This is a genomic window from Bartonella sp. AA168HLJHH (assembly GCF_042197365.1).
Taxonomy (GTDB): Bacteria; Pseudomonadota; Alphaproteobacteria; order Rhizobiales; family Rhizobiaceae; genus Bartonella.
This window is the reverse complement of the sequence record NZ_JBHIRS010000002.1, coordinates 60,738-80,856: the sequence shown is the minus strand read 5'-3', so window position 1 is coordinate 80,856 and position 20,119 is coordinate 60,738. Positions and strand designations below refer to the sequence as shown.

The 20,119-nt window shown below is 37.1% G+C and carries 13 protein-coding genes; 6 read left to right on the top strand and 7 right to left on the bottom strand.

The window, feature by feature from the left end; genetic code table 11:
• The first annotated feature begins 171 nt into the window (after positions 1 to 171).
• Positions 172 to 849 carry a guanylate kinase gene (gmk, locus tag ACFINM_RS02240; protein ID WP_375620736.1) on the top strand — a complete coding sequence of 226 codons (678 nt, stop codon included), beginning with the start codon at positions 172 to 174 and terminating at the stop codon, positions 847 to 849.
• A 29-nt stretch (positions 850 to 878) separates the two neighbouring features.
• Here the strand turns inward: gmk and rsmA are convergent, their stop codons facing one another.
• From rsmA to lptF, 6 genes are all read right to left on the bottom strand, one after another.
• Positions 879 to 1,709, bottom strand: coding sequence for a 16S rRNA (adenine(1518)-N(6)/adenine(1519)-N(6))-dimethyltransferase RsmA (gene rsmA, locus ACFINM_RS02235; protein ID WP_375620737.1), 831 nt, complete (start codon positions 1,707 to 1,709; stop codon positions 879 to 881).
• Complete coding sequence (gene pdxA, locus ACFINM_RS02230) at positions 1,700 to 2,713, bottom strand: 4-hydroxythreonine-4-phosphate dehydrogenase PdxA (RefSeq protein WP_375620738.1); 1,014 nt, start codon at positions 2,711 to 2,713, stop codon at positions 1,700 to 1,702. Before pdxA ends, rsmA begins: the two co-directional genes overlap by 10 nt.
• Positions 2,713 to 3,669, bottom strand: coding sequence for a SurA N-terminal domain-containing protein (locus ACFINM_RS02225; RefSeq protein ID WP_375640123.1), 957 nt, complete (start codon positions 3,667 to 3,669; stop codon positions 2,713 to 2,715). The genes pdxA and ACFINM_RS02225 overlap by 1 nt, the downstream gene beginning before the upstream one ends.
• 109 nt (positions 3,670 to 3,778) lie before the next feature.
• Positions 3,779 to 6,139, bottom strand: coding sequence for an LPS-assembly protein LptD (locus ACFINM_RS02220; protein ID WP_375640118.1), 2,361 nt, complete (start codon positions 6,137 to 6,139; stop codon positions 3,779 to 3,781).
• Positions 6,140 to 7,231 (bottom strand): LPS export ABC transporter permease LptG, encoded by a 1,092-nt coding sequence (gene lptG, locus ACFINM_RS02215; RefSeq protein WP_375640114.1) that lies wholly within the window; start codon positions 7,229 to 7,231, stop codon positions 6,140 to 6,142.
• A complete protein-coding gene (gene lptF, locus ACFINM_RS02210) occupies positions 7,228 to 8,418 on the bottom strand; it encodes an LPS export ABC transporter permease LptF (RefSeq protein ID WP_375620742.1) in 1,191 nt (396 codons plus the stop codon). The genes lptG and lptF overlap by 4 nt, the downstream gene beginning before the upstream one ends.
• A gap of 407 nt (positions 8,419 to 8,825) precedes the next feature.
• Here lptF and ACFINM_RS02205 point away from each other — a divergent pair, with 407 nt between their 5' ends.
• The 3 genes from ACFINM_RS02205 to ACFINM_RS02195 are packed head-to-tail and all read left to right on the top strand — an operon-like array spanning position 8,826 to position 9,722.
• Positions 8,826 to 9,272 (top strand): DNA polymerase III subunit chi, encoded by a 447-nt coding sequence (locus tag ACFINM_RS02205; RefSeq protein WP_375620743.1) that lies wholly within the window; start codon positions 8,826 to 8,828, stop codon positions 9,270 to 9,272.
• Positions 9,272 to 9,469 (top strand): hypothetical protein, encoded by a 198-nt coding sequence (locus ACFINM_RS02200; RefSeq protein ID WP_375640110.1) that lies wholly within the window; start codon positions 9,272 to 9,274, stop codon positions 9,467 to 9,469. Before ACFINM_RS02205 ends, ACFINM_RS02200 begins: the two co-directional genes overlap by 1 nt.
• Positions 9,456 to 9,722, top strand: coding sequence for a hypothetical protein (locus tag ACFINM_RS02195; RefSeq protein WP_375620744.1), 267 nt, complete (start codon positions 9,456 to 9,458; stop codon positions 9,720 to 9,722). The genes ACFINM_RS02200 and ACFINM_RS02195 overlap by 14 nt, the downstream gene beginning before the upstream one ends.
• On the opposite strand, the gene ACFINM_RS02190 is transcribed toward ACFINM_RS02195, so the two are convergent.
• On the bottom strand, positions 9,719 to 11,008 hold the full coding sequence (locus ACFINM_RS02190) for an MFS transporter (protein WP_375620745.1): 1,290 nt from the start codon (positions 11,006 to 11,008) through the stop codon (positions 9,719 to 9,721). The two genes, ACFINM_RS02195 and ACFINM_RS02190, sit on opposite strands and share 4 nt — an antisense overlap.
• A 566-nt stretch (positions 11,009 to 11,574) precedes the next feature.
• On the opposite strand from ACFINM_RS02190, the gene bafA (ACFINM_RS02185) reads away from it, so the two are divergent.
• Together bafA (ACFINM_RS02185) and bafA (ACFINM_RS02180) are read left to right on the top strand one after the other, a co-directional pair.
• Positions 11,575 to 17,079: a BafA family autotransporter gene (gene bafA, locus ACFINM_RS02185; protein WP_375640106.1), complete on the top strand. Its 5,505-nt coding sequence runs from the start codon at positions 11,575 to 11,577 to the stop codon at positions 17,077 to 17,079.
• A 363-nt stretch (positions 17,080 to 17,442) separates the two neighbouring features.
• The gene (bafA, locus tag ACFINM_RS02180) at positions 17,443 to 20,007 is read left to right on the top strand and encodes a BafA family autotransporter (RefSeq protein ID WP_375640103.1); all 2,565 of its coding nucleotides are present in this window, start codon (positions 17,443 to 17,445) and stop codon (positions 20,005 to 20,007) included.
• Positions 20,008 to 20,119 lie beyond the last annotated feature (112 nt).

The window sequence follows — 20,119 nt, the reverse complement described above, 5'->3', positions numbered from 1 at the left end:
TATGGATAAAAATATTTAAGAAAAAAGTGAATATACTGCTAATACCTTATCTCAAAAAAGAGCAAAATAACATTGAGAATTGCTAAGAAAACACATTGATTAAGGGAGAGGTTGAGATAATGTATAATTCAAATTTTGGAGAAACATTTATGAACAAAGTAGAGTGATGTAATGACAGTCTTTGAAAGTAAATTGAGTGCTATAAAAATAAATCAACGCCGCGGTTTTTTATTTATTCTCTCTTCGCCTTCAGGTGCTGGTAAATCAACAATTTCTCGATTACTTCTAAAAGAGGGACAATTAGAGCTTTCCGTAAGTATGACTACAAGGAAAAGGCGTCCTAGTGAAGTAGATGGGCTGCATTATTACTTTATTTCAAAGGAAGAGTTTGAATATAAGCGTGATAGGGATGAATTTATTGAGTGGGCAGAAGTTCACGGAAATTATTATGGCACTTTACGTGAAACTGTTGAAAACGCATTGAATGCTGGCCAAGATATGTTATTTGATATCGATTATCAAGGTACCGAGCAGCTGCAAAAAAAGATGCTAGGAGACACTGTATCTGTTTTTATTCTTCCACCATCAATGAAAGAGCTTGTTTCGCGTTTACATCGTCGAGCAGAAGATAGTCAAGATATCATCAATTTGCGATTGGAAAATGCACGAACGGAGTTAAAGCATTGGCTTTCTTATGATTATGTTGTGATTAACGAAGATTTAGATCAGTCTTTATCTTTTATTAAATCAATTTATTTAGCTGAAACCGTAAAACGTGAGCGTTGTTCTTATCTTGGCTCTTTTGTTGATGGGCTTATTGCTGAAAAAATCGATAAATGTTGTGATTAAAAAAGGTTTTATAACACAAAGTGCATTTTTTAGAGCACTAGATGCGCTAAAGTTACAAATTCAGAAATCGAGAGCGTTTCAGCACGGCGCGTTCCATCAATTCCAGCTTTTTCTAATAGCTCTTCACCTCCAAGTATTTTGAGATTTTGACGAAGCATTTTTCGTCTTTGTCCAAAGGCGGTTTTTGTGACGAGGCTTAGTTTTTGTGCAGAGCAGGCAAGAGGTTGTGTTCGCGGAATAATATGAACAACAGAAGACGTTACTTTAGGTATTGGTATGAAGGCTTGAGGGGGGACATCAAAAGCAATTTTAGCAGTGGTACGCCAGCCAGTTAGGACACTAAGACGTCCATAATGAGTAGATTGAGGTTTAGCTGTAATCCGTTTGGCAACTTCACGTTGAAACATCAATGTCATTGATTCATAAAAAGGAGGCCATGGTTCAGTTAAAAGCCAATTTAATAAGAGTTGTGTCCCAATATTATAGGGAAGATTTGCAATAATGCGCGGTTTTACAGGGCTTGTTTCAAAGAGTTTTGAGAAGTCTTGCTTCAGTGCATCATTACAAATAACTTTTAATTTTTTAGGATAGTGTTTTTCTATTTCTAAGAGAGCCGGTATGCAGCGCTCATCGCGTTCTATTGCTGTTACAATGGCACCCTTTGCTAGCAAGGCACGTGTGAGACCTCCAGGACCAGGACCAATTTCTAGAACAGGTTTTCCTTCTATATTGCCTGCTTGATGAGCAATTTTAGATGTTAAATTAAGATCAAAAAGAAAATTCTGCCCCAAAGATTTATGCGCTTGTAATCCATATATATTAATGACCTCACGCAGAGGAGGGAGATTATCTATTGGCATGGGTTTAAACTATTTTTTGCAAGTTGATTTGCAAGTTTAAGAGCAGCAATAAAGCTTTCGGGAGAGGCTATTCCTTTATCAGCAATGTCAAAAGCAGTTCCGTGATCTGGAGACGTGCGAATAAAAGGTAGACCTAACGTGACATTAACAGTGCTATCAAAGTCTAATGTCTTAACAGGGATAAGGGCTTGATCATGATACATACAAATGGCAACGTCATATGCTTTTCTTGCGCATTCATGGAACATTGTGTCGGCAGGCAGCGGGCCTGCAATATTGAGTCCTTTCTTTTTAAGATATTCAATAGCAGGAGTGATAATTTCAATATCTTCTTTTCCCATTGCACCTCCTTCTCCAGCATGAGGATTAAGACCAGCAACAGCTAGTCGGGGTGACGTTATTTTAAACCTTGTTTTTAAGTCATATTCAGTAATAAGTACCGTTTGAATAATTAAATCACGGGTAAGCTGTGAAGGAACATTTTTAAATGGAATATGAACAGTTATTGGTACTGTTTTTAATCGAGGTCCTGCTAACATCATAACTGGATGATAACATTTATGAAAAGCTTTATGGGCTAAATCGGCTAAAAATTCTGTATGACCTGGAAATCGAAAACCGGCATCATAAAGACTCTTTTTTGCAATAGGACAAGTGATAAGTGCACATGCATGGCCATTTTGAATCAATTGAACACAGCGTTTAATTGCTTCAATAATTCCAGCTGTATTTTTCGATGAAGGTATACCTAATTGATCACTTTGTTTGTTTTTTAACGGTATGATAGGAAGAGCTTTTTGAAAATTTTTTGCAGGATTATTGATTAAAACAGATTGCACCTCAACATCAATCTGTAAAAAACGAGCGCGCGAACGAATAACATCTGGATCAGCAAGAAGTACAAAAGGTGGAATTTGGCGCGTAACACGCAAATTCCACGCTTTTAGTACTATTTCAGGACCAATTCCGGCAGGATCACCACCGCTAACAATAAGAGCAGCCATTATGAATTTTGAATGCGTGCCACTCGGCGCAGTTCTCCTAAATATTTGTCGCTTAATTCTTCAAGTTTTTGCGGGCTTCTTTTTTTACTATCTTGAAGAGAAAATATCAGTCGAGCGACATAATCATCAGAAACTCTTTTTATTTTGCAGACAGCAATTGCTTCGATTCCATCAGATGTTTCTTGTAATTTTGTCATTTTTCCAGCAGGCGTTTCAAGAATAGCTTGTTCCCATGCATTAGGAAGTTGTGGCTCCAGAAACTTTCCTAAGTGGCGGATAGTAACGTCTAAAATACCTCTTGCTTGATTGTGAGCATTGGCACATCCACGGAAATGTGCGCGAAAATTACTTGCTTCTCTTTGACGTCTTTCAAAGATCTCTGAACGACGATGTGCAGGAATGACAAAAACAATCCGCTGTAATGTATATTCGTTGGTTGAAGGTTTTACACCACCATTTTTTAATATTCTGCGTACAGCTTCTTGTTCGCTAATCATACCTGTTTCAGCTTGATAGCGTGCGCTAACAAGACGCCCCCATCCTATTTGTCCACGGATGTAATCTTTAAAGTGTTGCACTGTGATCTCAGTTTGGATCAGAATCTGGTTGAGCTGATCAATCGTCATATTATTTTGTGTCGCAAAATTCTCAAAAGCTCTATCAACTTCATCATTGCTTACTTCAATATTACGACGTTTTATTTCAATATTTTTTAGCTTTTCATCAATAAGCTCTTTTTTAGCCTGTGCCACCAAATTGCCTTGCTTTTGTTGTAGCCTGAGAAAAGCAAGGCGTCTTTGTATATCATAATTTGTGATGGGGTTGCCATTAACTGTAACAACAATAGAAGTCTGCGCAAAGACTGTCGGAATCAAAAATCCATTTATTATCAGGCTACTTACGCTCAAAGATGCAATATAAAATAAAGCAAGAAAACGCTTTTTCAATTTATTCATGTAAATAGGCTTTCGCATTGTTTATTAATTCTCATCAACAACTTAAAATACACGCTTTCTTTCATAAAAACAATGATAAGTTAAATGACTGATACATTCCCTTTATAAATTAATCTATCTTTTTTCCGATATCTGCAATCGTACGCAATGAAAGAGAGAAATTAAAGTTTTGCAAGGGTGCTTTCCTGCCTGGATTCGTTACCTGTTGATAACCGAATGTTAACCCGAAACATTCATCCATATAACTCAAGCTAATTCCTCGCTTTATAAATGTACCAGATACTAAATCATAACCGGCGTTGCTATTAATGGACCAATAATCTGCTAATTTAAGTCCTGTTTGAAAAGAAATTTCTTGGCGCTCTTGAGAATATTCATAATCTGGTTGCTTTGCGATATAGGCATATTGTAGAGCCGCCCAAAAATTTTGCCATTTTTGTGATGCTTCGATTTCACTACGGCGGATTTTTCCTGTTTTTTTGTCAAAGCGTCCACGCGTTTCTAAGGAAAAACCACTTTTATGGGTTGTACCAAACATTGCAACATAGTCTGAACGTTTTGCCTCTAAGCTAGAATGAGTACCGACATTGATAAAGTCCTTGTCTGCAAAAGAATTCTTTCCTGCTAGATGGAAGGATTGTCCAATGAGACCATAAAGAGACCAATTATCATTAAGGCTTCCAGAATATCTTATACCTATATTGGCTCTTGTACCACCTTCTACACGATCATAACCAGAAAATTTGTCTCGTTGAAAGAGAGTGGTTGCATCAAAGACAAAGCTTTGAGCATCTTCATTAGGAATTTGTCCAATATATTGTTCATTATTGCGTATAAAAATTTGTGCAGTTGGTTCTATAATATGTGTAGAATGATCAGCTGTAATGAGGAAGGGATAGCGTAGTTCCAATCCTGCTGTTGCCATGCCACGAATTGCTGAACCATGAATTGCGGATAAGGCATTGTTTTCTATAGAATCTGTGTGATTTTCGCTTGCATTGGTTGTAATGATATCAGCTCGTAGAGAGAGAAGAGGGGTTAAGATGAGTCCGTTGTGCGTGTTGAAGCGCTTTTTCCACTGAAGCTCGTTTGTTAAACGCAAACTATTTCCAGCCATACCAGAAAGTTTTACTGTGTTGAGAGGGTTTCCGTTCTGGTCGGGTGAACTGAAGTCAGCATGGCGACGATAAACTGATTGCATATTACTATGGAAGGTAAGCTCTCCATTATAAATGGGTTCATCTGGTGTGAAAAAATAATCGATGCGTGGTAAGACCCACGCTTGCCGAGAGTGACGTTCATAATGAGGATCATTCAATATTGAATCTTGAACTTTAAAATGATAAAAACGCATATCAAAATAATTTTTTCCTGCAAGACCATTCAGATAGATCTGAGAAAGTTGTGTAGGATTGTTATAGTTTTCAAGTTTATAGGCACGACTAAAATGCCGATCTGATTGTGCAAGAATATCCCATCCATAAGTCCAGTGTGAATTAATACGAAAATCCCCCTTTGTCGCCAGCATATAACGGTTTTTATGTTGGGCATCAATCGTATCATTATCAAATCTATGCGGTTTCATTTGATATATATGAGCAAAGCGAATGTTATAACGTCCCGTTTTTAAACGCTGACGCCATTCCCCTTCGGTTAAAAGCCCTTGTTGGGTATAAACCGTAGAAGAAAGGGTAAAATCATAATGGGGGGCGAGATTCCAGAAATAAGAATTCTTTATCCCCATACCGAGATAATCAGTATAAAAAAAATGAGGAGTAAGCAGACCGCTAGCACGCCTGACAGTTGGATCATAGATCTCAAAATTTGGAAATTTTATAATCGGTACACCAAAAACTTCAAAACTGCTATTTTCAAACCGAATTTTTTTGACGCTATTATTCCATATGATCTTTCTTGCTTTAATTTTCCATAGGACGTCTCTATCTGGTTTATAAGAGCAAGGTTCACAGGCTGTATAGGTTGCATTTTCAAAGACTGTTATGTGATTGTGTTTGCGTGTAGCATTTTGGGCTGAAAAGTGAACATTGTTGGCTGTATCAATACGTAGGGCGTTTACAAAACCCTCGCCAAGATCTTTGGTCATATCAATTTGGTTGGAATAAATTTTATTACCATCCTTTTGAGTAATTTCAACGTTCCCTTGTGCTATAAGCCGTCCTGTTTTTTGATTGTAAATAATTTTTTGAGCGACAACTTTATTGCCATCATATTTGATTTGGACATTACCGTGTGCAGAAACAGTGTTTTCATCACGATTGTAGATGAGTTCATCCGCAGAGAGCAAAAGAGGAGGTTCCAGATTTTGAATGCGACTTTGAGAACGAGATTGAAGGCTTTGAGCGTGCGCACAATAAGACAAAGCACTTCCTAAAATAACCCCCACAACACTTTTAAAAGCGAGAGCACTTAATTTTGTTAAAATAGTTTTTTTAAGTGTTAATGCTTTCACTTAGCCATCCTCTTTATGAAGTAAAAAAGAGATTCCTAAGAATAACGCAATAACAACGGGTGTCCAAGCTGCAATAATTGGTGGAATATATCCAGCATTACCGAAAGCTTGAACAAGTACGGAAATAACATAAAGCATAAACCCAGCTATTACGCCACCAAGAATCAACATTCTAGATTGCCCAAAACGTGTAAAATTTAAAGATACAGTTGCTGCAATGAGGGTCATTGCCACAAGCAATGCCGGTAATGCAATCAAAGATTGGAAATACATATCAAAATTATTAGCAGAATAGCCAAATGAACGTGCAATCATAATTTTTTTTGGCAATTGGTAAAATGGAATAGTTGCGGGATTCACTAAACGTTCCGTTAAAAATTCAGGTTTTAGATTGGTTTTTATTTGCAACACGGTAAATTTTTCAGGAGGATGCCCTATTTTATAGATTGTTCCATTTGTTAATAGCCAAAATCCATTAGTCAAGGTTGCTTTTGGGGCGTTAATCCAATTTTTAACGGTTGCATTGTCATTGTATTGTACAAAGGTTGCATCGAGAAGAGAAAGTCCTTGATCGGTGATAGATTTGGCACCAATGGTTGTTCTGCCTAAATTTGTACGTTGTGTTAACCAGTGGATACTTGTATTGTGAAGAGGTGTTAGTACATTGTGATTGCGCCATTCAGTCATCTTTTTTTCTGCTTGAGAAAATCCCCATGCAGCAAGTGGATTAATGAGAAGAATTGAAAATAATCCCAAAAGAAAAGCTCCAAAACAAGCTGGCATAAGAAATTGCCATGCAGAAACACCGATTGAACGAGTTACTACAAGTTCAAGTTTTTTGTTGAGCGAGATAAGCGTTGCCATTGCAGAAAAGAGTGCAATGAAAGGGATAAGTTGTTGCATGATAAAAGGGATGCGTAAAGCAGAGAGGAAAAATGCATCTTTTGCTGTATAATGCGGAAGGGAAGATAGCCTACCAGAATTCTCTGTGAAATCGATTAAAAGAGCAAGAACAAAAATGCTTCCCCAGAAATAACAAGTTATTTTAAGATACCGTATAAAAAAATATCGTCCAAGTATCCACCCAATCATGATATTTCATCCGAGGAATCTTGAGATTTTCGATGTTCAAATTTGTTCATTATTTTTTGAAAAGCGATTTGAAGTATCTCATTAACTTTTGTGGGAAGCCCAATTTTATGATTCGTTAAAAGCATAAAAAAGACAAATGCACTTGTTCCTATAGGTATAATATAAAGGAGAGGAACGTATGCAAGATCGCTTTTTGCCTTTTCTGCGAAAAAATATCCTATCCAATACACCAGAAAAGAAAGGGCAATTGCCGAGAGATTTGCGGAATGACGAGCTTGTCGATGGGAGCGTACATCCCCTGCCGCTGCTAATGCAATAAGTGAAAAAACAATAGGGTAGAGCCATTGTGTTAATCTGCGGTGAAATTCAGCTTTATATTGGAGTGGTTTTCGTTGATAGTAGGGATCTTTTGGGTCAGGGTTTTGTAAATAAGAAAGAGACCGATCTTTTGGATAAAGAGTAGGTGTTTTATCACTGGGGATAAACTCTCCTAGGCTAAAAGTATATGAGCTAAATTGCACGATTGAAACACTGTTATTTTGATGATTGACTCTTTCTATTTCACCGTTATTGAGAACCAGAAAACTGCCGTTTTTATTGCTCACAATGGATGCGTCTGTTGCATAATAAAAAAGATCAGTCTTAGGATCACGCTGGTCGGCAATGAAAAGGCGTTCAAGTGTTCCATTTGGATTTCGTTCGCCAATTTCTATGTAAAGGTTATTGGCGAGTTTTTGGAAGCTCCCTTCACTAATGAATAGATTAATAAGATCAAAATGAGCGCTTGCTAGCATTTGTCGCATATGAAGACGCGCTTGAGGAACAACAAAATTAGCTATAGAAAAGGAGATACAGGATGCAACAATAGCAAGAAGAAGGATAGGTTTCCAAACAGTACTTTTAGGAAAACCAGAGGCATTGATGACAGCAAGTTCTGAGTCTTGATGCATTGCTGAGAGGATGGTTGTAATTGCGATGACTAATGCAAACGGAATGACAACAAAAATAACAGAAGGAACCAATGAGAGTGAAAATTGTAAGACTGTGAGGAGTGTTTGTTTACTTGTTGTGAGAAAGTTTATCCGTGCAAGAATTTGTATAGTCCAACTAACGCCCACTGCTGCAATCATGACAGAACTAAACAAAACAAGGACACGTTTCAGGATGTAGAACTCAATAATACGCATAAATTGGGGAAAATCCTCAGTTTTTAATTCGATAGCAAATATTCTTACTGCTTTCGGTTAAAATGTAATAAAGTTTGAAAAAATATCCTTTCATGAATTGGATATTTTTACCAAATAAATAATATAAAATTGCCTATGAGGTCCTCTTTAAATTTTCCGTACATTATATTTTATTTTCAACTATAGTCTACAAAGAATCTAGAAGAATCTAGAAAATAACTTAAAAAACTTTTTTATTAACGTTGAAGATAAAAATTTTTGTCTTTTAAAGACACGTGCAAAAAGATAATGCATCTCAATCAAAAAAGAGGGTTTATATCTTGAACCGTTTCCTTTGTATTAGGGATATAGAAGTTTTTTTAAAAAGATGTTAGCTTTTTTATAAAGAATGATGAAGGCTTAAGAGATTGGATATTTTATTCTATCATTTGACGCAGTCAACGCTGAAGGATATTTTGCCGACGCTTGTGGAGCGTGCATTGGCTCGTTTTGGTAAAGTAACAATACAGTGTGTGAGTAAAGAACAACGCGATTCTATAGATATACATTTATGGGTTTATACTGATGAATCATTTATTGGACATGGAACGGAGTGTGATCAATATCCAAACGTTCAGCCTGTATTTCTTACGACAGGACAAGAAAATCCGAATGATTCAAAGATTCGTTTTCTCATAGAGGGAGCTGTTTGTTCGGATATTGATGCTTATCAACGGCTTGTCGTGATATTTGATGGTAGAAGTGAAGAGCAGTTGAATCTCGTTCGTGCACAGTGGAAAAAATATAAAATGGAAAATCATAATTTAACGTATTGGCAACAGACTGAAGATCGTCGCTGGGAAAAACAGGTTTAATGCGTCTTGTATCTATTGTTCTGATTTTTATAGGATTACTGGGAATAGTAAATCCTGCACTTTTTATTACGGAAGGCTCAGGGGGAGGGCGTTGGGTTTTTATTGTGATTTTTCTTTTAGGCATGTTAAATATATGGACTATAATTAATATATGGACTATAATTAAAAAAACGAAACGCCATAATGATAATTATTGATCGAATTTTGCTTGTTTTATGGGCTGTGATGTTGGCCTTCTTTTGCGTTTCATGGTTGGGGACAACGCATATCTTATCAGAAATGTTTGCTGTTTCTTATATAAGCAATATTGCAGATTTTTTATTTTTCTTTTTGAGTGCTTTGTTTGCAGGAATATTGTGGTGGAAAATACCTCAACCCCTGTCTTTAAAAACGAAACTGGCAGCATTTTTGCCGCCAGTCCTTATTTTATTCTTCATTATTATATTTTAGTTGGATATTTCATCATCTGTAAATCCGACGAAGCAAATCAGTGAAATAAAAGAAGCAAGAAGCAAATAATAACCGATATAAGATGTATCGAAATGTTGCACCAGATATTCTGCAATATAAGGCGCGAGAGATGCTCCTATAATAGCAGATAAATTGAAAGTAATAGAAGAACCGGTATATCGAATTGCTGTTGGGTATGGTGAAGCCAAAACAGCACCAAGAGGACTGTATATCATTCCCATGAGAGACAAACCGATAACAGACATTGCAAGGACTCCTATAACTCCAGAATTTAAGAAATAAGGAATTGCGAAAGAATAAATACCGGTGATGATTGTAATCCAAATCATCAAAGTTCTACGTCTAATACGGTCAGCGAGTCTTCCCGTGATGACAGTAAAAATCCCACAAAAAATAGCACCGACAATTTCGATTTGAAGAGCTTGATGAAATGGCAATTGCAAATGGTTTGTTGAATAGCTTAGCAAATATGTAGTAACCAAGTAAAACAAAACAAAAGTTGCCATACCAGAAAATATTCCAAGAAATAGGATTCGTGGACATTTTAAAAAGACATCTATGATAGGAACTTTGACATGTTTTTTACTTTCAAGAGTTTTTTTGAATTGAACAGTTTCATTGATTGAAAGACGGACCCATAATCCTATAATCATAAAAACAACTGAAGCAATAAAAGGAATACGCCATCCCCAGGCTAAAAGTTCTTCACGATCAAGGAAATGCAGCAGACCCAAATAAACAGCAATAGATAAAAACAAACCTATTGAAACGCCTAATTGGGGGAACATTGCATACCAGCCGCGCTTTTCTGGAGGGGCATTTTCTGTAGCGAGCAAAACAGCTCCTCCCCATTCTCCTCCTAATCCAATTCCCTGTCCAATACGGCACAAGGTTAAGAGGAAAGGGGCAAACCACCCAGCTATTTCATAAGTAGGAAGAAAACCAATAATGACTGTTGAAAGACCCATTGTGAGAAGAGAAGCGATAAGTGTTGCTTTTCTTCCAATTTTATCTCCAAAATGTCCAAAAACAACTGATCCAAAAGGGCGGGCAAAAAAGGCTGCTCCAAATATTAGGAAAGATTGTAAAATGGCAATTTGATCATTTTGTGTTGGAAAAAACACATGAGGAAATATAAGAGCTGCGGCAGTGCCAAAGACATAAAAATCAAAGAATTCAATTGTTGGGCCAATAAGGCTTGCAAATAAAATCCGACGAGGGGAGTTTCTGTTGCTTGTAGCTTTCATTTCTGAGTTTATAGACATGAATAGAATGTCCCTTTCAGTATATGACAAATCAAATGACGAGTTAACTGACTATAACTATAGAAATTTCAAATCAGTGTCGAGTCAATATTATGACACTTCGTTATATATTAGAACAATGATTATGGGCTGATGAGTATGAATAAGTGCTCTATATATTATCCAAATTGAATAAGATAAAGACACTGCTTTAAATGCTGTAGAAGATGGCAATAGATGGCTATAAACGCAGCTCTCATTCACATTGCTGTGTCCTTTAAAGTTTAATGCCATTTTTATCTATTAAGGGATCAATCTTATTCGTAGATCAGTGTTTAGTGTCTCAAAATATTAAAAATATTTTTCATGGATGCAATTATAACACTTTTAAAGTGTATCTAAAAAATTAAATCTTTTAGTTGTGCATGCATTTTAAAACACATGGTGTATATTTGATCTGTCAAAGCTTAATCCATCGAATGCTTTGCTGTCTTAAAAGACATGAGGTTGAGCAATTACGTTGTGTTGTTTTGGTCTATGCACTTTTTTCTAAATGGGAGTAAATTTAAAATTATGGAGTGTAAATAATGCAACGCAAATTGAAATTAAGTTTTTGTGCGTTAATGGTCAGTGGTTTTTTTGTCAAGATTGCGAGTGCATATGGAGTAGCTACACCAAGAGAAAAGTTATTAACACCAGTAAGTATCAGTGAACACCTAGAAGAGACAAGAAAGTTGTTATCAGAAGTGAGGGGACTAAAAGAAAAAAAGGGAGGATCAAAAAAGATAGAGAATAAACAGACAGCAGAAGGAAGTGATCTTTCAGAAGAGGAAAGGAAGAGATTAGAAAACCTATTCTTTGAAGTACTCACAAATTCAATAATAAGCGATGGTGCTGCGATCTATATTACTAACCGTGACTCTGAAGGTTCTGAAATAAATAGCTTTAACTATAAAGATGCAGCTTATTCCATTAATAATACGGTTAGAGAAGGGGGAAAACTCTACATTGATGCAGCAAGTGTTAGCAGGGATACGACAATTGAGCATGGTGGGATTGAGTTTGTCCAAAACTTGAGCATTTCAGAATATGCTACTGTTAAAAAAGGGGGTAAACAAATTGTTGAGAGTGGTGCAAATGCAGAAGGGGCTCAAATCCATGGTGGCGAGCAGATTATTTTTGGTAAGAGAAGCCTTGGATCTAGTTTGTCGCGAAAAGATAAGGAAAGTAGTGCTTATGGCACTGAAATTCATGCTGCAGATGGAATGCCAGGAATACAAAGTGTTTATAGTGGGGGGATGGCTGTTGACACAAAGGTTATGAAAGGAGGTATCCAGAATCTTGATGGTAAAGAGAATTTTCATAACGGTTTCTCAGAAGATGCTGATACAGCCGATATAGAAGATGAAGATTTTACAATTAATGAGGGGGCTTTTGCACTGAGTACTGAACTTTTTAAAAATGGTATGCAGAATATCTTTGCAGGAGGGAATGCGAGTGAAGTTACTTTATACGATAGAGCTATTCAGAATATATATGATTCTGGATATGCGGATAATCTAACTATTAATCATCAAGCAAGGTCACGGGGTTTTGCTGGTGCGATATTAGGTGAAAATACAAATGTTAATGATTTTGGCAACCTCTATCTCTATGCTGGAAATGGTGAAGCTGTTACGGAAGTAGAAAATCTTAATTTAAATGGAGAAGATACCAAACTATACATTATTGCGTCTGAAGATAACGGCAAAAAACCTGAGATTAATGTTAAGAATTTAAAAGGAAATGGCAGAGTTATTTTTACATCTTCTGGGGCTGATAAGCATTATTCTCAGCTTAATATTGATGATCTTTCAGGTTCTTTACATTTCGATTTTAATATCAATTTTGCCAAGCAGCTTAGTGATTATCTTGTGATTAAAAAAAGGGGCTCTGGTTCTCACACAATAAGTGTGGCTGATTCTGGGCGTGAAATTACAAATTCTTCTTACAAAAAGCTTAAATTAATTACTGATCGCAGCGGAAATGCCCATTTTACTCTGACAAACACTTTTGGTGAAAAAATCGGAACTGTTGATGCCGGAACCTATCGGTACAGTTTGCAACATAGAAACAATAAGGGTACTGGTAAAATTTGGTATTTAGATACAAACCACACCATTGATGAGACAACTTCTCAAGTTTTTGATAGTGTATTGAAACCATATACTGGTTCATCAAGTGATTTACTTACAGAACTCACAATTGATCAAGGAGCAACTGTTTCTATTGCAGATCCTAGCTTTGACACGAGTAGCAAGGAAGTTGATAGCAATGGAGAAACTTCAATTAGTAATACAGTTAAAGATGGTGGAAAGCTTTCCGTTTATAGCGGTGGTTTTAGCTTGTATACGACAATTCAAAGAGGTGGCACTGAGCTTATTAAAACACAGGGTCTTTCACAGGATACTATTGTTCATAAAGGTGGGCAACAAAAGGTTAAAGAGGGGGGAAAAGCTGAAGGGGCTAAAATTTACGGAGGTGAGCAATTTGTTTCAGGAAAGTCTGATATTAAAGGTGCGATGGTGAGGAGCAGCGCCTATGACACTATCGTTTCTGGTGAGAATGGAGTGCGAGGATATCAGAATGTGTATGATGATGGAGAGGTTTTTAACACACAGATCATGGAAGGAGGGATACAAAATCTTTATGGAGAAGAGGATCTAGACGAGTATAGCAGTTTTGCCTTTGATACGAAGGTCTTTTCTGGTGGACAGCAACATGTTTTAGCGGGAGGAATCGCGATTGGCGTTCTTTTAGAAGGGAGTGCTTTTCAGGCAATAGATTTAGGAGGTTATGTAAAAGATTTAACCGTTAAGGATCAAGCACAATCGTGGTTACATAGTGGCGCAACATTGGAAGGAAAGACAACGGTTAATGATTCTGGACGGATTTATCTTTATGCTGGTGCAGAGCAATCTCGTACTGAAGTAGAAAAAATTGTCTTAAATGGCAGAGATACAAAATTGTACGCGATTGCCTCTAATATAGATGGTGAAAGTTCTTTGATTGAGAATCTGAGTGGGAATGGTCGTGTTATTTTTACTTCTACCGTGTTTAATCCACATTACTCTAAACTTGAGATCAATGATCTTTCAGGGAGTTTACATTTTAGGTTGCATACTAATTTTGCAGAACAGCGCGGTGATTATCTTCTGATAAAACAAGGATCAGGTAATCACACCATAAGTGTTATCGATTCTGGTGTTGAAATTACCAATTCTCCTCTACAAGATCAGAATTTAGTTTTGGAGCTTGATTTAATTCATGTTCAAAGCGGAAATGCGCATTTTACTCTGACAGATTTTTCTGGTGAAGAGACGAGTACGATTGATGGTGGAGCCTACATGTATGGCTTAAAGACAAAAGATGATAATGGGGGAAAGACTTGGTCTTTGGCTATATCACAAATAACTTCTGCTCCTGTAATTCCTTCACCTCATGTGGAGTCGCCTATAGATAAGCTTCCTGAAAAAGAAGAAAATATGACGTCGGCAAAAGATTTTAGTATCTCTGATGTAATTCATTACAGCATTGGGGAAGGAGGAGGAATTCTACAAAGCTCTTTGCTCGGTGATGATAACGTAGTTTATGTCTCTGATGATGGAGAGCAAGGTGTTCTTAAGAAGTCTATTAATAATACAATTCAGGGATCAGGAAGACTTTATGTTGAAGCTGGTGGTTTCAGTAAAAATACAACCATTGAAAATGGTGGTACTGAGATTGTAGGGGAACAGGGGGTCTCAGAATCTACGATTATTTACGAGGGTGGAAAACAAAAAGTGGAGGGGGGAGGCTCTGCATTGAGAGCTGAAATTTATGGTGGGGAGCAGCTTGTTTTCGGAAATGGTTATGTAAATGGTGGAATTGTGGGGAGCAGTGCTTATAACACGACACTTTATGGTCAAGGTGATACGCTGGGACAGCAGAATGTATATGATGATGGGATGGCTGTGGAAACAAAAGTGATGAGTGGAGGAGTACAAACTCTTGCTAAGTGGTTTCCTAATGATGATAACTTTGCAGAAAAAGCCGGCGGTTTAGCTGTAAATGCTGAAATCTTTTCAGAGGGTGTGCAGCGTGTTTTAGCAGGAGGTGAAGCAAATACAGTCATTTTACGCACTGGTGGTGTTCAAGAAGTCTATGCAGGTGGAATTGTAAAGAATCTAACGATTGAAGGTAATGCTAATTCATGGATTTCTCCTGGTGCAATATTAGGAGGAGAAATAAAAGTTCAGGATTTTGGTGGGCTCCATCTTGATGCTGGAGACGATGGTCAACAAACTATAGTAGAAAACATTGAATTAAATGGAGAAGACGCTCAATTATACTCCGTTGCTCGTGGGTTTGACGACAAAAGTACACGCATTCAGCAGTTAAGCGGTGTAGGAAAAGTCATTTTTACCTCTTTTGAAGATGATTTATATTACTCTCAGCTTTACATTGATAATCTAGCAGGGAGTCTACATTTTAACTTTAATGTTAGCCTTGCAGAAAAAAAAGGTGATTACCTCTTTATTGAGAATGGGAGTGGTTTTCATACAATAAGTGTCGTAGATTCTGGTATTGAAATTGTTGATCCTTCTTCAGCAGGACTTGATTTAATTTTTGATCAAAGTGGTGGCGCACATTTTACCCTGAGAAGCTTTTCTGGTGCAAATGTTAAAACTATTGATGGCGGAACCTATACGTATGGTTTAAAACAGAGAATTGATGAGGATGGGGGTGAAAAAGTTTGGTATTTATCTGCAGTATTTATTGATAATGTTTCATTTCTCAACAGTTTACCACGTAGTAGAAGCAGATCTATGCGGCATTTAAATCAAAATCAATCAGTTTCTTCTCTTTCAACTATTGCAGCACCACAAGCGCGTGTTATTAAATTGCCACGTCGAAGAAAAAACCGCCAAAACTTGAATCAAAGATCTCCAGCTTTTGTATCTCCAACTGTTTCCTCTCTTGGAAGTCACGTTATTGAAGTCTTAGGTTCAGGAAGTCTTCATCCTCTTTCTGATGAAAAACAACAAACTGCTGTTTCAACCTCTTCTCAATCTTTAGCCGATCAAATGACTTTGCGTCCAGTTCATAAAGAACACCCTTTTCCACAATTGAGTGAGAAACTTTCAGTTTCTCACTTTTTGACCACTCCCTCTACAGATGCGGTATTGTCTATGTCTGCGGCTCCAGCGATGATTTTTCACAATGAAATGCAAACCGTACGTGCGGGAAGAGGAATTCTAGATAAAAGTAAAAAGAATGCAGCTTTATGGACCTATGCGATTAAATCTAAAGAGAGCATTGCTACAGAGCATATAGATTTTAAACTGGATCAGACCGGTATCGTTTTGGGGATCAATGGTTTAAGCGAGTGGGAAAATGGAGAGTTTTATATAGGTGGTTTTGGCAGTTATGATCGTGCCCGTGTTGCGCATGCACGGGGGGGTAACAGTGGAATCAATACTTATGGTATTGGTGCTTATGTCACTTATTTTGATCATAGTGGATGGTATCTCGATGGTATTTTAAAATACAATCATTATCAAAATACTCTAAAAGCCGTTTCAACGAATGGTTTAGAGATTGAAGGAACATATACTCAAAGGGCATTGGGAACTTCCTTTGAAGCTGGTTATCGACTTAAGACGTCAAAGAACAGTTGGTTACAGCCTTATGGACAATTTACATGGTTACAAGTTGAGGGTAAAGAAATCAAGTTATCGAATGATATGACAGGTGACATGCGTCCATTCACTTCATTACGCAGTGAGGTTGGTTTATCTTTAGGGTATGAATTTGGTTCACACATGGATTCCTCATCGCTTGCGTATATTACAGCAGCATGGTTGCGTGAGAATAAAGATGACAATCAAACGTTAATTAATCAACGCCATCCATTTACCACTGACTTATCGGGGAATGCAGGTAAATTAGGAATAGGTTTAAGCAGTTTAGTGAGTGAGAAGTTAAAGTTATATGGTGAGGCACATTATATTAAAGGGCGTAAAACAAAACAGTCCCTTCAGGGTGTTTTAGGTGTACGCTATAGTTTCTAACGATATGGTTATTTTTTAGTTATCTTTAAATGTATGATTAGTTTTTTAAAGTTTTTAATGCAGCATCAGAGAACAATTTTTCAGAGCACGCAGCTTCGTTGTTCATGATAAACTGTATACCCTTATATACTTGATTATGCATTACTTTTTATCTTTGATAAGAAAACTCCGAGAAAATGCTAAAGAAGCACTATAAAAACGCCCTTATATTCTTGATCAAAAAAGTATTTAAAAAACTGTAAAGAACGGTTTTTTATGAGATAAGGAGGATTTTTAAGAAGGATTGTTGCAATCTAAGGTTGAAAATATGTTTTGTAGAGCTAATTACGTTCAGTGTCTATGCAGGCGTGAAGGGGGGAGGATATGGCTCTACAATATAAATGGAAACGAAATTTTTGGATACTCATGTTGAGCAGCTGTTTTGTGCAAGCTGCTGCTGCAAATGAGGAGAGAACAGCACTTTTTTGTCAATCTTCAAGTTATGAAAATGATAAAGTATTTCAAGATCAATACAATGAGGATATGAAATCAGCAAGATGCATACTTGGAGCCTCTAATGATGTTATGGTAAGAACGCGCAATGAATTAGACTTTTTAAAAAAGCCTAGAGATTTTATCATGGATAAGGGTGCTAGAGTGTTTGCGAGTCAACAGGAGCTTGACAGCAGTCATCGTGACAATGCTGGATATAATGCACAAGAACAAAATACTGCATTTCTTAAAAAGCCTGAACTTATTTCCATTAAAGATGGGGCAATGTTAGAAAATTATATCCTTGATAATGAAGGTAAAGCATACATTTCAAATGATGGTGAGATTGATAGTCCAGGGCGATCCATTAATAACACTGTAAGGAATGGTGCAGAGCTTTATGTGTATGCAGGAGGACTCAGTGAGAATAGTAAAATTGAACATGGTGGAATTGAAAATGTTCAGGCTTTAAAGGGAAAACAAGGTTTTTCGAAAAATGCTGTTGTTAAAGAAGGCGGGCACCAAAGTGTTGGAAATGGAGGGAAAGTAGAGGGGACTAAAATTTATGGCGGTGAGCAGCTTGTTTTCGGGGAGGGGGATATTGGAGGAGAGATTAAAGGCAGTAGTGCTTCTCATACTATCATTTATGGTCAAGATGAAACACTAGGCCAACAAAAAGTATATGATGGCGGAAAAGTTTGGAATACAAAAGTTATGCAAGGGGGTGTCCAAGAAGTTGGACAAAAGTCTCAAAGTGCAAAAAATGGTGGTTTTGCATTTCACACAGAAGTTTTTGGTGGTGGTAAACAACGTATCTTAAAAGGCGGTCAGGCTATTGGAGTCACTTTAAATGAGAGTGCTATTCAGGAAATATATACTGATGGATCTGTAAAAAATCTAACAATGAATGATCAAACAAAATCATGGGTGCATGCTGGAGCAACATTAGAAGGCAAGACACAGGTAAACCATTCTGGGCAGATCCATCTTTATGCTGGGAATGATCAACAACGCACCACAGTAGAAGATATTATTTTAAATGGAAAAGATACAAAACTATACTCTATTACTGATGAGTTTGATGGAAAAAGTTCTTTGATACAAAAATTAAGTGGTGAAGGGAGTGTTATTTTTTCGTTTACAGGTTCTGATCCATATTATTCTCAGCTTCATGTGAATAATCTTTCAGGAAATTTACATTTCGCGTTCAATACTACGATTGCCCATAACCGTGGTGATTATCTCTTGGTTGAGAAAGGCGCTGGGAAACATACAATAAGTGTTGCTGATTCTGGAGTTGAAATCACGGATCCTTTTTCAAATAAGCGTGATTTAATTACGGATCAAAGTGGTGGAGCGCATTTTACGCTGACAGATCTTAAGGGTGAAAAAATTAACGCCATTGATGGTGGAACTTATATGTATGATTTGAAAGAAAGAAAGGATGAAAATGGAAAAGTTTGGTTTTTATCGGCAGACCGCCTCAGTGGACCAGAACCTTCTATACCAGATCCGACAAATCCTTTTTTTCCTGGAGAAACATCAACAACCCCCTCTACAGATGCAGTGTTAACGTTGTCCGTAGTTCCTGGGCTTATTTTTAATAATGAGTTGCAAATTATACGGAATGGTAGAAAAATTTGGGACAGAAATAAGAAGGATATCGAACTATGGACTTATGGGATTAAGAGCAGAGAACGTGTTGCGACAGGCCATACACACTTTAAGCTTGGGCAGACAGGTTTAGTCTTTGGTGCTGATCAGTTGAGTGAATTAAGGCATGGAGAGTTGTATGTTGGTGGTTTCGGGAGTTATGATCAAATACGTATTTCTCATGCACGAGGTGGTGATAGTGATCTGAGCTCTTATAGCATTGGAACTTACGCAACTTATTTTGATCGTCGTGGATGGTATATGGATGGTGTTTTGAAATATAATTATTACCAGGATGATTTGAAAGCCATCTCAACGAATGGTTTAGCCATTCAAAGTCATTACAATCAGTGGGCGATAGGTGGATCATTTGAGATTGGCTGTTATTTTGAACCGGCACAGAATACTTGGATGCAGCCTTATATCAAGCTAACAGGTTTGCAGGTTGAAGGTAAAAGAATAAAACTTTCCAATGGAATGATAGGTGATCTAAGCCCATTAACTTCATTCCGCAGTGAAGTTGGATTGACTGCAGGACATGAATTTTTTGTGAGTTCAGAAACTTCATTAACAGCTTACATTATGGCAGCTTGGTTGCGTGAGAATATAAATAATAATTATACGACAATTAATAACCAGTATAAATTTATTACAGATTTATCAGGCAGTGCGGGTAAATTGGGAATTGGTTTAAACGGTTCGGTCAATGATAAACTAACACTTTATGCGGAAGCACATTATCTAAAAGGACATAAGATTCAGAATGCTCTTCAAGGTATTTTAGGATTACGCTATAGTTTCTAAATATGTGTGTACACGGCTAATTGACTTTACAAATGTAATTGTTTTGCAAGCTTAAACAGATAACGCTCGGCTATGTCTTCTCGAGAGTGTAAGGACTTTCTCAAACAGTAGA

Coding starts and splice junctions, on each gene's coding strand:
- ACFINM_RS02225 (WP_375640123.1), bottom strand. CDS start 3,669: ATGAATAAATTGAAAAAGCGTTTTCTTGCTTTATTTTATATTGCATCT.
- bafA (WP_375640106.1), top strand. CDS start 11,575: ATGCAACGCAAATTGAAATTAAGTTTTTGTGCGTTAATGGTCAGTGGT.
- ACFINM_RS02195 (WP_375620744.1), top strand. CDS start 9,456: ATGATAATTATTGATCGAATTTTGCTTGTTTTATGGGCTGTGATGTTG.
- pdxA (WP_375620738.1), bottom strand. CDS start 2,713: ATGGCTGCTCTTATTGTTAGCGGTGGTGATCCTGCCGGAATTGGTCCT.
- ACFINM_RS02200 (WP_375640110.1), top strand. CDS start 9,272: ATGCGTCTTGTATCTATTGTTCTGATTTTTATAGGATTACTGGGAATA.
- lptF (WP_375620742.1), bottom strand. CDS start 8,418: ATGCGTATTATTGAGTTCTACATCCTGAAACGTGTCCTTGTTTTGTTT.
- ACFINM_RS02190 (WP_375620745.1), bottom strand. CDS start 11,008: ATGTCTATAAACTCAGAAATGAAAGCTACAAGCAACAGAAACTCCCCT.
- rsmA (WP_375620737.1), bottom strand. CDS start 1,709: ATGCCAATAGATAATCTCCCTCCTCTGCGTGAGGTCATTAATATATAT.
- lptG (WP_375640114.1), bottom strand. CDS start 7,231: ATGATTGGGTGGATACTTGGACGATATTTTTTTATACGGTATCTTAAA.
- gmk (WP_375620736.1), top strand. CDS start 172: ATGACAGTCTTTGAAAGTAAATTGAGTGCTATAAAAATAAATCAACGC.
- bafA (WP_375640103.1), top strand. CDS start 17,443: ATGGCTCTACAATATAAATGGAAACGAAATTTTTGGATACTCATGTTG.